Source organism: Ehrlichia muris AS145, from assembly GCF_000508225.1.
Taxonomy (GTDB): Bacteria; Pseudomonadota; Alphaproteobacteria; order Rickettsiales; family Anaplasmataceae; genus Ehrlichia; species Ehrlichia muris.
This window is the reverse complement of record NC_023063.1, coordinates 526,438-540,960: the sequence shown is the minus strand read 5'-3', so window position 1 is coordinate 540,960 and position 14,523 is coordinate 526,438. Positions and strand designations below refer to the sequence as shown.

The 14,523-nt window shown below is 30.9% G+C and carries 4 protein-coding genes and 1 pseudogene; all 5 read right to left on the bottom strand.

Annotated elements, in window-relative coordinates:
* Nucleotides 1-59 precede the first annotated feature (59 nt).
* Nucleotides 60-1,073 carry an NAD(P)/FAD-dependent oxidoreductase gene (locus tag MR76_RS02020; RefSeq protein WP_024072030.1) on the bottom strand — a complete coding sequence of 338 codons (1,014 nt, stop codon included), beginning with the start codon at nucleotides 1,071-1,073 and terminating at the stop codon, nucleotides 60-62.
* Nucleotides 1,074-1,731: 658 nt separating this feature from the next.
* A complete protein-coding gene (locus MR76_RS02015; RefSeq protein ID WP_024072029.1) occupies nucleotides 1,732-3,066 on the bottom strand; it encodes a TldD/PmbA family protein in 1,335 nt (444 codons plus the stop codon).
* Between the two features lie 12 nt (nucleotides 3,067-3,078).
* Nucleotides 3,079-3,651 carry a GTP cyclohydrolase I gene (folE, locus tag MR76_RS02010; RefSeq protein WP_024072028.1) on the bottom strand — a complete coding sequence of 191 codons (573 nt, stop codon included), beginning with the start codon at nucleotides 3,649-3,651 and terminating at the stop codon, nucleotides 3,079-3,081.
* Nucleotides 3,652-3,664: 13 nt separating this feature from the next.
* Nucleotides 3,665-4,506, bottom strand: a pseudogene (atpG, locus tag MR76_RS02005) (ATP synthase F1 subunit gamma).
* Nucleotides 4,507-4,602: 96 nt separating this feature from the next.
* Complete coding sequence (locus MR76_RS02000; RefSeq protein ID WP_024072027.1) at nucleotides 4,603-14,499, bottom strand: ankyrin repeat domain-containing protein; 9,897 nt, start codon at nucleotides 14,497-14,499, stop codon at nucleotides 4,603-4,605.
* Between the last annotated feature and the right edge of the window lie 24 nt (nucleotides 14,500-14,523).

Genomic DNA, 14,523 nt, shown 5'->3' with positions numbered 1-14,523 from the left:
TATGCTCACTATTACACCTATCATAATCTACATAACAAGCTAGATTATCTGGAAATGTTTCAATTTTTCGGTATACCTTTTGAAGTAGAATATTGAAAATTTAATGGAGAATTAGGATATATCACATGATATATATGATGACATGCCATTGCAGATTCTGAAAACCCTGTCAGTATCAACTTAAGCTTTCCTGGATATGTAGCTATATCACCAACTGCATATATTCTATCGCGATTTGTTTTACAAGTCCTAACATCAACAAGCATTTGATAATTTCTTATTTCTATTTCCCAATTCAACATAGGACCAAGATTTGCAGATGTACCAAAAAATGGAAATAAATAATCAACTTGTAGTATCATTTCTTCCTGATTCGTGATATTTTTAAGAACTACAGAATGTAATTCCCCTTTTTCACCATATAACTCCTTAATCTGATACGGAACAATAATTTTAATTTTTCCGCTTCGTGACAAATTATCTATTTGTAATGCAGTATTAGGAGCACAACGAAAATTTTTCCTCCTATGCACTATATATAATTGTTTAGCAATTTTAGAAAGTTCAACTGCCCAATCAGCAGCTGAATCACCTCCCCCTGCTATCATGATATTTTTATTAGAAAAATCTGAAATTTTCCTCACTTGATAAAATACTGACTTGTTTTCATAATCAAGAATATTATCTATAGGAGGGCGATTTGGACCAAATGCTCCAGCTCCAGCAGCAATTACAATAACTTTACTTTGTACTACAATTCCTTTGTTAGTCCTTATTAAAAAATAATCTGAATAATCTTCTATCTTTTCAGCAACTTGTCCCAATAAATATTTAGGACTAAAAGGCTCAGACTGTTTTCTTAAATTATCTATTAACTCTTTAGCATTAATTATTGGATACCCAGGAATATCATATATTGGCTTTTCTGGATACAATGCTACACACTGTCCTCCAATTTCATTTAATGCATCGATAACACAACATTGCATTTTGAGCATACCAGCTTGAAATACAGTAAATATCCCAACAGGACCAGCTCCTATTACTGCAATATCAGTCGTATAATCAATCATATTTTTCTCATATATTAGCCAAATTTCATGCTAATACCTTAAACTAAACAAGAAAATTTATCTAGAAATATTATATAATAATACTATATGTAATGTATTCATATTATAAAAAAATACATCACTAAACAGAATCATAAAATTTTTAAAACCCCTCCTAAAGATTGATAGTATACTGTATGCTGATATAAATATAATAAAAGCTAGAATATCAAAAATTCATAAATGATATACCAAACACAATATCAACAAATAAAATATAATTTTAATCCCTTTGGATTTTTTTAATATAGAACAAGTCATTGTACTGAATCCTGAACCAATTTCTATTATTGAATAATAACTAATATTTCCAGCATAATTAATTACCTTATCTATAATGTTAGTTGAAGAAATAAAACATAAAAATATGTATATATTTGCTATTCCTCACAAGACAACTTGATAACAAGAATTTTTATATCATTTGAAAACAATCACGTTTAAAACACTTATATAAAATATAAAACTTTGAGCTAAAAAATGGACTCATACCACCAACAGCTATAACTAATATTTAAAACATGTTATTAATAAATGATATACAGTAACTTATTATAAGATAGATATCACCAGAATCTTTTGATTATAAATCACAAGAAAAACACTATTAAAATTTTCACTATCCAGCAACTGTAACATCATCTATCCTTATTGTAGGAGAATTTACTGAACCAAGAAACACCAAATCATTTGCAATCGACATTCTAGAAAACATATGCTGTAGTTTACTAGCAATTGTAATTCCATTTACTGGATAGGATATTTTGCCATTTTCTATAAAAAATCCTGATGCACCTTGACTGTAATCACCAGTAATTAAGTTAATACCAAAACCAAAAAGATCAGTAATATAAAGTCCATTTTTTATATCTGACATTAATTCTTGAACAGATAAAGTTCCATTTTGTATATAAAAATTACTAACTCCAGGAGTTACTGATGCATTAGAATGCCTTACAGCATTTCCAGTAGTTTTAAGCTTTAATTTATTAGCTGAACGTATATCTAGAATCCAACTTCTCAAGATACCATTTTCTACTACTAACTTTTTACTTCCAACAACTCCTTCCCCATCAAAAGGCCTAGAAGACAGACCAGATACCATTAATGGATCATCTATTATAAAAACGTTATCTGGAAAAATTTTTTTATTAATATGATTACTTAAAAACGAAGCTTCATTGGCTATGTTATCTCCTCTTATAGCACTTGCAAAGTTTTTTAATAATGTACTAGCTACTCTATTTTCGACTACAACTGACATTTTGCAGGTTTGTATTTTTCCAGGATCTAATCTATTAATTGCTCTTAATGCAGCTTCTTCTCCCATTTTTATTGGATCTTTCATATCATCTAAATTGCATACAGAAGAAAAATCATATCCTACTTCCATTTTATCACCCATACCAGCAATAACAGAAATACTACTTGTAAAATTAGATTTACTATAAGTACCTATAAACCCATTTGAAGTTGCTAAAACAAGATTCGTTGTACCACTAGAAAATGAAGATCCTTCTGAATTGATAACCTTACTGTCATAAGATAACGCAGTATTTTCCATGCTTTCAGTAATTTTTTTACATTGATCAACTGTAACATTAGTATTGTCTAATATCATTAGGTCATTACTAGTGAGCAAATTTTCCCTATTAATAAAATCATCATACAAAGAAATATATGGATCTCCTGTAGATAATTTTGCCATAGCAACAGCTTGATCTATAAATTTTGAAATATTAGAAAATTCATTAGCAGAAATACACGCAAACTGATTATTATTTACAATAACCCTAATCCCTATTGTACAGTTTTTAGATTGAATCACCTCACTAATTTTATGGAGACGTTGTAACAAAGACAACCTATTATTCTGACAAATTACTACATCACCAATATAACCAATACTCTTTATTCTTTTTACAGCATCTTCAGCTACATTTAAAATCTCCAATTTATCCTCCAATTAATCAATATTAGCAAAAAACTCTCTCCTTAGCTCCATATTATCTTGGAAAACTCCAATTGCATAAATTGTTTGCAATTTCAAATTATTCTTATCTTGTTCATTATAACATGCAACACAATCATGTACTGCTTCAATATTAACAATAGTCCCTTTAGGAAGTAAATAATCATTTAAAGCTTTCGCTATTTCCATGGTTAATCTTTCTTGAAGTTGCAATCTTTTCGTGAAACAATTAATCAACTTAACAATTTTACCAACACCAAATATTAATTTATCAGGAATATATCCAATGCTGATCTTACCTTTCATCGGAACAATATGATGCTCACAATACGAAGTAAATTCAGTATCTTTTAAAATTACCATATCGTTATAACCTTCATTAAACAATACCGATCCTCGAATAGAAAGCATATCTACTTTATAACCTGAAAAAAAACCTTTATAAACATTTAATACACGCTTAGCAGTATCAACAAGACCTGCCCTATTTGGATCATCACCTATCCATCTTATTAATAAATTAATAGCCTCTTCCGCTTCACTATCAGAAGGTTTATTACTTCTCATAAATTCTCACTTATTAATTTAATGACTCAAAACCGCTAATTATCTCTATTAGATCAGTAGTTATAGATGCTTGTCTAGAACGATTATATTCCAATGCTAACTTATTCAACATATCTTTAGTATTCCGATTTGCAGATTCCATAGCAATCATACGAGAACAATGTTCACTAGCAGAATTTTCTAAAAAGGCAACATACATTAAACTTAATATATAACCCAAACTTACAGTAGATAAAACATCAATATATGTTGGCTCACACTGATACACTTCTCTTAGCAATACCGAAATTTCAAGATTACAAGGTATTAATTCCTGTACGCTAGGCTTTTGCAGTATAGTACTATAAAACTTATTAAACAATATTATAACATTATCAAATTGATCAAAATTAATACCACTATTATATACAAAAAGCTTAAAATACAAAAAATCTGTAATAGATTTAGTATTAGAAAATACATCCAATATCTTATCTGAGTACTGGTTATACATCATATCATATGCTTTTTTACCAAAAAAATTAATTTCACCTCCTTATTATTACTTTCTAAATTAGAGATATAAGATTTGGTAAATTTAATTATTAAATTATTAAAGTTACCACATAACCCTCTGTCAGAAGACATTACAATCAACAAAATCTTTTCTTTCTTAGATACAGGAATAAGATCATGTGTCATTGGAGTAACATAATCTACAATAGAACCAAGTTCTAATAAATGCTTCTTAGCATTTTCTAACTTCTGCTGAACACGATGCAACTTAGCAGCAGATATCATCTGCATAACCTTAGTAGTCTTTTGTATAGATTTTACGCTTTTTATTCTTGACAATAAAGCTTTAAGATTAGACATAAACCTTAAATTAAAAATACCTGTTCAAAGTATATTATCTTTTAGTAGCTATACAAGAATTTTATAAATATAAAAACACTACTTTCATAAATAGCATTATCTACTTTGCCCTTTTGACTTATTCTTAGGCTTAGGAGAAGGCAAAGGCGTTATAGAACCTAATGAAGCATCACTAACAAATTCTTGATCTATACCACCAATTGTCAAAGGCACATCTTGTAAACCTGGATTAGAATTTCCTTGGTGATCTTGAGATTTATGCTTTACATCTTCTGATCTCATAGGTGATCTCATCCCTTTAGAACTCGATCTATAAAGATCATTGTCACTATTATATTGACTCAAATTATCTTCCCATCTCTTCTGTATACTTTTCACAACGTCATCACTACATCGACTAAAATTCCATCCGCTCTGAGAAAACTTGAGAACATCTTCATCTCTACAAATAGGTGAAGAACGTTTCCCCTTTTCAGGATTTATAAGATCAGTATCACTTCGACTTATTCTTTTAGATAAATCTTTCACAGCGTTACCACTATGCTGCTCCACATTCAATCCGCTCTGAGAAAATTTGAGAACATCTTTAGAAAATGAAGAACGTTCTATTGTCGGAATTTTTTTGCTATCATTCTTTTTATCGTCCTTTATAATTCTTGGTACCAATCCTTGCATTAAAATTCTCTGTTCCTTTTTCTTCCCCTTCTGTATATCATCAGCAGCTGCTTCTATCTTCTTAGGGCTTTGATCTGAATTTGAACCCTGAGCTTCTGGTTCAATATTTTCAGAGCCTTGAGTTAAACTTGAAACTTTAGATGTTATAATATCATTGTGTAAACCATCATCAGAAACATCTACATTAATTTTAGCTGATACATCTTTTGATTCCACTGTTTTTAATTGAGGAGACTGTCCATATACAGATTTGTAACTAGAATCTGTAGATTCAGAACTTGTTAAAGGAAACTTAGATGATGAACCCACAGATTGATATATTTTTTTATACATATTGTCATATTTTATAGATTCATCCTGACATACTTGTTTTACTAACTCTCTACTTGGATCATTCTCTGGGTATGATAAATCTTTTAGCATCCCCTGTAACATATACATACTCTGCAGATCACTTCCATATTTTTTTAATATCTGTTTACAAGTTTCACTTACAGACTCTTGTTTTAACATTTCACTGCTTAATCTACCCAATGCTTCACGATATCTTGAAAACATCGTACCATATGAAGAACATAAGGATTTCAGTTTACCTTGCAATCCTGTTCTGTCAGAAGAATTCACACACACTTCAAAAGCTCTCATATACTTTGTAAGGTCAAGTCTAGCATCTAAAAAGTGTGCTTTCTGTTCCGGTAAATATAATGTGTCCGGTAATTTCGACACTAATGACTCTATCATAGTTTTCTCTTTATCTGTAGATAAAGACATATCCCAATGGTCTTTAGGGAATAACAATGTTTTATTTTCTTCCACCGTAAATTTAGATGCTCCTAAAGATTGATGAGATGCCATACTAGTCTGTGGATCCAGACCTACAGGATCGTCAGCATCATGATCTCTATCTAATGCAGATGCTCCTAAAGATTGATGAGATGCCATACTAGTCTGTGGATCCAGACCTACAGGATCGTCAGACTCATGATCTCTATCTAATGAATCTGTAGATTTAACTTTCTGACTGATAGGAGAATCTTTACTTCTTTGCTCCTTCCATCTACCATTCCTTAAAGCATCTTCCAATTTTATTCCACCAAGGTAAACGCAACAGCGATCAAAATGTATTTTTTCACCATGCCTTCCATATTTTTTTACATCCTGACCATCCAACAATACACTACCATCAGAATTTACTATAACATTAACCACTTGTTCTTTTGCACCTTTTGGAACAACAGGTTTCCAAGATAATTTAAGTTTTACAGATCCATTAGTAACAACATAATTTCTTTTCTTACCAACACTTTGCACATACCCTTTGTCTTCATCAGAAAAATTAAATTTTACTGTTCGTAAGCTATGCTCTTGACAAAAACCACTACTCAATAATTTAGTTGTTTGTAATTTTCCACCACCCATACTAGTAGACAATATACCACCTATTATATCAAACCGTATATCGTCATACTTCATGCCTTGTCCTAACTGAACACAATTTTTAAAGTTAGAAATACATTGAGATTTAATGCCGTAATATTTATCTCTACCATTTATCAAAGATTGTAAAACATCAACTTGCTCACCTAGAAATCTTTCACTAAGTTTTCCAGAATTATCAATAAATCTTGCCAACTGAGGTGGCAAGATTCCTAATCTATTTTTTACATTAAGTGAAGCACCACGGGATACTAAAAATTCTACAAGTTCAATATGTTTAAGTGTTACCATATCAGGAGAAGATATCATAAAAATCAACAAACTATGTAAAGGTGTATTACCATCTTTATCCTTTCTATTTATATTACTTCCAGTTGATAATACTGCTTCAACCATTTCTTTTGAACCAGTCATAACAGCTTTATGTAAAGATGAATTACTATGTATATCTACATTATTTATGCCAATAGATGCATAACTTTCACGAAGGTAACAATATAAATCAGCATTACCAGCTTCAGCACAATTTACTAACATAGAATTAAAATCACATATATAAGATATTTTTCTTTTGCCTAATAATTCTTCTAGTGTTTTTACTAAAGTATACGTACCAGGAACACATGCTATAGTTTCCATCCCATTTTCAAATTTTAAATTTCTATTATTAAATAATAGATCTTGTAGCAATTCTGGATCTTTATCTTTTAAACAACGTACAACTGTCTCAATAAGTTCTAACAATCTGACATTATCATTCTTGATTTTCCCAGCAGCAACGTCTCTAAACAATCTTTGAAAAACATTGTTACCATCACTATCTGTATTAGCTAAAGTTTTCCTAATAACATCATCATTTAATATTTTTCGTAGTTTTTTATAATTTTCATCAGCAACACTTTTATATTTAACAGACTCATAACTTAAAATACTGCTACAAATTTTATAACACAAATCACTAAATTTATGCTGTAGAACTTTAGATTCTTTAATTTCATTGCTAAGATCATAAGTAGAATTGTAGTCAAAAAATGTACTTTTTGCCTGACTAAATCTTTTATCATGATACTCATTTATCCGAGAATGTCGTGTTAATGACTCCATAAATGTAGAATCACTTCCTTCTAACTCCAGTAACATATCAAGAGCTGTCTCACCAGACTTATTTCTACAATTAATATCAAAATTATGATTGTGCAGTAACCCAGCAAATAAATTGTATACTTCCCTATCCAATAACTTTTCTGGATTCCTTTTTAAAAATTCTACAAATTTATGTAATAAGGTATTTCCATCTTTATCAGTAATATTCGGATTTAACTTCTTGTTAGAATTCACCAAAGCTTTTATAAAATCAAGATTACCAGACAAAACAGCACGCTCAGCAATAGACGCTTCTTCTGATAAAGTTCTAAGTTGTAATGCTGATGCACTAGGAGCTCTATCAATTGCCGCAGTATAATCATCAAAACTTCCCTTTGCCTGAATCAGAGATTCTATTTCATTCTGACTATCCAATATTTCCTTTTTGTTTTTACTAACAACAATTTCACTTTCCGGTAATACATCATCTTCTGATAAATCATCATCACTTGCTATGTTACCATCAGCTAATGAACTCGATAAATCTGCATGCTGGCTAGATGGAAGAGCTTCTGCGCCACTACCAGATTGAGTTATTCCTGACTGAAGTGATACCATTGATGAATCATCAATCTCCTCAGGATTACCAGCCCTAAATGGAAGAGCTTCTGCGCCAATACCAGATTGAGTTATTCCTGACTGAAGTGATACTGGTGGAGATACCCTTGATGAATCATCAATCTCCTCAGGATTACCAACCAATGCTTCTGCACGATTTGCAAACTTATACTCATAAGATAATAAGGCTTCCTTTCTTGAAGGATCAGAAGTATTTTTCACTATATGCAACAAATTTTTTTGTTGCTTAATAAAATCATATCTTTTTCTAGTACTAATTCTTGCTAAAAAGTCATTAGACACTTCTGGATTTTCACTAACAAAAATAGCATCAAAAACTTGTTCATCATACTTATTTTTTGGTAGCTTTTCGACACTAGCATCTAATTTTTCCGATAATATTAGATTAATAGCTTCTTCACGTACTTTTGAATTTTGTACACGACCCTCAGCAGCATGATACAATATCCCTCTTCCTCTACGATCTGAAGCTACTGCTAATTTTTTATTGCCTTTAATTAAATTTTCAAACTCAAAATTACCTTCTTCATCTTTCATTCCACTATAAGCACAAAGATGTGCTAAATTAGCTTTTTGTGATGTTTTTGAGTTTATATCTCCACAAAGTAACTTAATGCTGTTATACATATCATAGTTACCATGCACCGCAAGATATTGAAAAAAAGATAATCCATTTGAAGGATTAATTTGGTTAATCATCTTTTTGATAATACCTTGAAGCTTCTTATCTCCTACATCTATTGCATGTTTATAAGATCTTTCAGCTACTGCATGTAAAAATTTAACATTGTCTTCTTTAACCAAGTGAAATATATCACTTTTCAAACAATTAATACACTGATTAATGGTGTAATCATACAATTTCGGATATTGATACATAACCTCATCGGCATGTTTTGCAACCGTACGTAGTAAGCTTTCACTAACTACTGGATTATTTGTACCATCCATAATATTATTGCAATATCTCAAAAAAACTCGTTCTAAATAGCTAACTATACTAGGATTAACATTTTCTCTCTGCGCAAAATCACATAGTGTCTCAGAAGATTTTAACTTACACTTATAATTCCCTTCTAATTGTTTAGCAATTTTCTTATATACTGGTGTTTTAATATCATATTGTGCTAACAATAACGCAGGATTCCTCTCTATAAGCTGTTTCAATAATTCAAGATTATTAGATAACATTGCACCATAAGGTAGTACATCATTCCCCACTGCTATTTCAGGATTATTCTTTAAATAGTCACAACATACTCCTAACAGATCCGGATAACAAACAGCTAATCCTAAATGACTTAACTCTTGATCACATTCTAACCAAAAGTCTTCTCCTTTTTTCTCAATCAAGTATCTTAAAGCTTCCGATTTATTTTTTTTAATAATATCTCCAATACTGAATTTTTGGCTAATTGAAAGATCAGAAGCACTTTCCAATACACTAAAAGCTGCTAAAGCATTAGCATTATGCACAACAGACCGTGAAACTTTATCTAATACATTAGGATCAGTAGATCTAGAAATTAGATTTGATAGAAATAGATATAATATATCAGATTTAATATTTAATTTAGGATCAACAACCTCCTGTAATACACCAAATAGGTCTTTTTCATTATAATACTTCATTAAAGATCTTATAAATTCTTCGTCTCCAACCTTACAAGCATAAGTTAATAAGTTATGTCCTTCTATTTTATGCTTTGTTAAATTAAGTCGCTTTTTAGATATAGATCTACCAGTATAATTTTCAATGTTGAATAACTCTTTCAGTAAGTCACACTCTTTACTATCAACAATACCTTTGACGAAAAATTCATTCATCATTAAATTTTTTGCATGATTTTTATGTTGTGCAATTTCATGAATAAAACCTATACAAACTCTCTTGTACCCTTTCTGAGCTGCAATAGCAAAAGGTGTCACACCTTCCTTGTTAGGCTGCAAAAATGCCTTCACTAATATATCCGATGGAAATCTACCATTATGTATGATATCTTCAACTAAGTTAAACTGATCTTCCGATATCATAGTATGGAAAACATTATCACCATTATCACCATATACTGCTGCTAATTCTTTAGGTTTAATATTTTCTATAAAATACTTAATCATTGGCGTGTTGCATGTAATAACAGCAGCTTGAAATGGACTAAGCAGAGTAGACAATTTATTTCCATTCAATGGATCACCAATATCAACAAACAGATTTTTTGTTTTTCTATCCTGTGCTATACCTTGATATCCCTTTACTAGCTTATTCCATTGCTCAACATTTCCAAGCGCTGCTACTAAAGTAAATACAGTATGCCCTATCTCTCCATGACTTTTTTCAGCATATTTTGCTACATTATCATTCAATAAATCAACAATCTCTGCTTGAAATCTCTTAATATCACCACTCCTTACTATTGATACATATGGTGATAAAATACCAAACTGACCTACATTACCTCTTGATAAAGGGAACATATCTTTTAGAACACTTTTTTCTTGACTTAATGGAGTTGTGCTAATAGTTGCTGAATTTGATTTAGTCTCATATATACGTGCTGGATTATAATTATAATCTAGATCTTTGCTTGTTAATTCAGGATAAACCTTAGCACAATACAATAAAAGTTCAGTATTACCACATTTTTGAGCATTATCCAATACCTTAAGCACTAATACAGACCTTACTGAAGGATCAAGTGTTCTAATAAATTCAGCATTCTCCTTCAAAATATTCAGAACATCCTCGTGATGAATTGCTGAAATTTCATCAAAAGATTTCATTAGATTCTCACTCAAATGTGATACATCATCTTGATGATCTCTTGCAGCTTGTAGAATCATTTCTCTATGCACTGAAATTATATGCTTAACTAAAGGTACATTTTCTAGATCCGATGCAGTTTCTAATAAACTTTTACCATGTTCTGTATCATAGATCATAGATGGAAAATGTTTCAACAACGACTCAAGATCTTTCATTTGATCATGATTAACACAACAAAATAGAAACCTTTTTACTTTAGGCATCATTACTGCTGTACAACCAGGATCTTTACGATTAGCATAGATAATATTTGCAATATCATCAGCTATAAGATAACGAGATGACGTTTCTTCTATAACCTTATCAAATAAATCACCATTCCTAGCAAATATCTGAGATAATTTCTGATAATCACTATTGGCTATGTATGGACTATGTGTTATATTAATAAAAGCCTCAGGAGATATATAATTTAAAGGTCCTTCTTTTTCTGAACAATTTATCATACAATCCAGCACCCTAGAAACACCTACAGCAGCTACTACATCATTTAAAAAATTATCATCTTTAACTTTAATGACTTCTTTTATAAAAGCATTTTGATTAAATGATCTTTCGTGTCCACGAAATGTTCTTCTAATTGATGTAATATCCCTAGATGCAATAAGATGTTTTATTATGCCAATATCAATACCTAGATCATTAACTCTTTTATAATATTGATGACATTCTTTTATATTAGAGAACCTCTTATATCCCTTAACTATGCTTGAAACTAATTCTGAATCATATGCAGAGTAATTCCCAAGTACTCGTTTGTAATTAGACAAGGTTCTAAAATTACTATCATCTAAATTCTCAAATAGAGCACATTTTAACTCTTGCAGAATTTCTTGTATTCCTTCTTTTTTCTTTCCTGCTATTTCCTTTTGTAATGTCGCTACTATTTTTAGTCTTTGGTTATATTCTTCTTCTATACTTTTTTTCTCTTCTTGCAATATGTGTAGTTCTGGTACCACCTCTCCTGTTTTCTGAGATTTTTGGATATCATTTATGGCTTCCTGTGTTTGATTTTCATATTCTTTCAGTTTACTTAAATTCTTGAGTTGTTCTTCTACTTGCCTACCTAATTGCTTTACTGATTCATCTGATAATTGTTTATCTTCTGATAATTGTTTATCTAATGTTCTTAATGATGAGTTCCTCAATGTTAGTAATTGACGTTGCACACCTTGTATGCGTTCTTCTAATGCTAATTCCTGATCTGACATTGTTAATAATGGTACTTGTACACCACTGAATATTGCCTGTCCTTTACTCTTTTCTATTACTCTCTCTCCTGTTTGTATCTGTTTTACAATATCTCTTTGTAGCTGCATTTCCATATCTAATAACACAATGTGTTTCGCTATCAACAATCTTGAGTCTTGGTTTACTAATGTTCCAGCAAATTCTGATACTATTTCTTGTTTTTTTACTTGACCCAGTTCTACTTGTAGTTTTTTTATCTCTGCTATCCTATCCTCTAGGTCTAATATAGATTTTGTTATGTCTACCAATGCATTAATACATTTTAACCTACTATTTAATAGTACTACCTCCTCTTCTTGACTTGCCTGTTGTGAATCATGAATCGCATTTAATATTTCGTCTCGTAAGAGTAATTGATTCGTTAACACACTTTCGACTTGCAAATCTCGCCTGTTTTGTTTTAATTCTCCCTCAGACTCCATTACCCGCTTTTGTTCTTTTTCTAGTTCGTCTAGCCCCTCCACATATATTTCCCTTTGTCGATACTCTTGCTGTAAGTCATCTAATACTTTTTCTATAAACTTTAAGCATTCTTGTCTGCTTCTTTGTAGATCTTGTTGTATTACTTTTAGCTCTTTCCCTACTTGTGAATCTAGTTCTTTCTTCATAAGTTTTTGAGATTCAACTTTTTTAAATAAAAGTTCCTCGACTTCACGCTGTGCGTTCTCTATTTTTAGTAGTTCTTGATATTTGACTTGTAGTCCAAGTATCTCTACAATACCTGATAATGGCAATCTTGCATTCTTTATTGTCTCATTAATCTCTTGTCGTACATGTTTCACCTTACGTTGTAATTCTGCTAATCTATCTATGTAACTGCGTATTATTGTTATGTCATCCAATTCGCAACGTACTTTTAGTGCCTTTCCTTCTTGTACCTTTTTACTATCTCTATCATCAAAAATCCCAGCTTCCAGCCTCTCTATTTCTTGTTGCAATTGTGCTCGCTTTTCTAATACTACCTCTAGTGCTAATTTAGATTTTATTTTACTTATATCGAATATTTTGGTAACAGATTCATCTGACTTCACTATATCCTGCAACAACTTTTTGATTTTTAACTCTTCACCGGAACAGGCTGCTCGCAAATTACTATACAAAATATCCCTTCTAATTTCTTCTCTATGTTCTGAATCTAACAATTTTTCTTGTTGTATTACTAACTGTGCTGATTGCTCTCCCTGTTGTTGTAATTTTTGTTGCTGTGCCAAGCTTTCCCTATAACACAGTTTTTCAAAACTCTTTTCAGCACTTTTCAATATATAGGGAAGTATAATAGTATTATTGTGCTTCACTGCTAAATCAATAACACTCTCATTATTTTTAGTACGTGCTAATAGATTGCAATTCTTTAATATATAGTCAAAATCAATCTCACCTTCTAAATTACCAATTAATTCAGACCTTGCAAGTAAATGAAGTGGTGTTTCTCCCAATTTATTTTTTTCATCTAATAAATTATTTAAACCAAATCCTGTACTTGATTCTGCATTGTCAATACCTGCATATAATGATTTTATTTTATTAAGTACAACATTAAAAACTGCTTTTTGTTCAGGTTTAGCAGTATAGTTATTAAAAAGACAATGTAATATATTGCTGTTATCATTTTCTCTAGCACGAACATGATACAGTGCATCTGGTAATTTTAACACTAGATCACAACATTCAGGATCATCAGAAAGTATAGCATTAACTAATACACCGCGACCTTGATTATCAGTAACTTTCCAATTAACTCTCTTCAAAAGTTTTGTCTTACGTGTTGAATGAATATTTTGGAATTGACATAAAAACTGCCATCCAGTCCTTGCAGCAAGAAGCAATGGATATTCCCCACTCGCATCCTTAGTATTTATTACATCATCGCTACAATGTCTTAAAACTTCCCCAAATATCTCAACATTAACGGGTCTTTTATCATGCTGATGCCGCTTAAGTATATATTGCAATATACCATTTCCACCTTGTACATTACCAAATATTGCATCAGATATTTCTTTATTTGTCGATGACTCAAAGAAATTCTTAACACTTACCACATCTCCAGATTTAATGGCATTGTACAAATATTGCTTTTCCATACTCTTTAACCAGGAACATTTAAA

Excerpts from the sequence above, each read along its gene's own strand:
- MR76_RS02000 (WP_024072027.1), bottom strand. The coding sequence starts at position 14,499 with ATGGAAAAGCAATATTTGTACAATGCCATTAAATCTGGAGATGTGGTA.
- folE (WP_024072028.1), bottom strand. The coding sequence starts at position 3,651 with ATGAGAAGTAATAAACCTTCTGATAGTGAAGCGGAAGAGGCTATTAAT.
- MR76_RS02020 (WP_024072030.1), bottom strand. The coding sequence starts at position 1,073 with ATGATTGATTATACGACTGATATTGCAGTAATAGGAGCTGGTCCTGTT.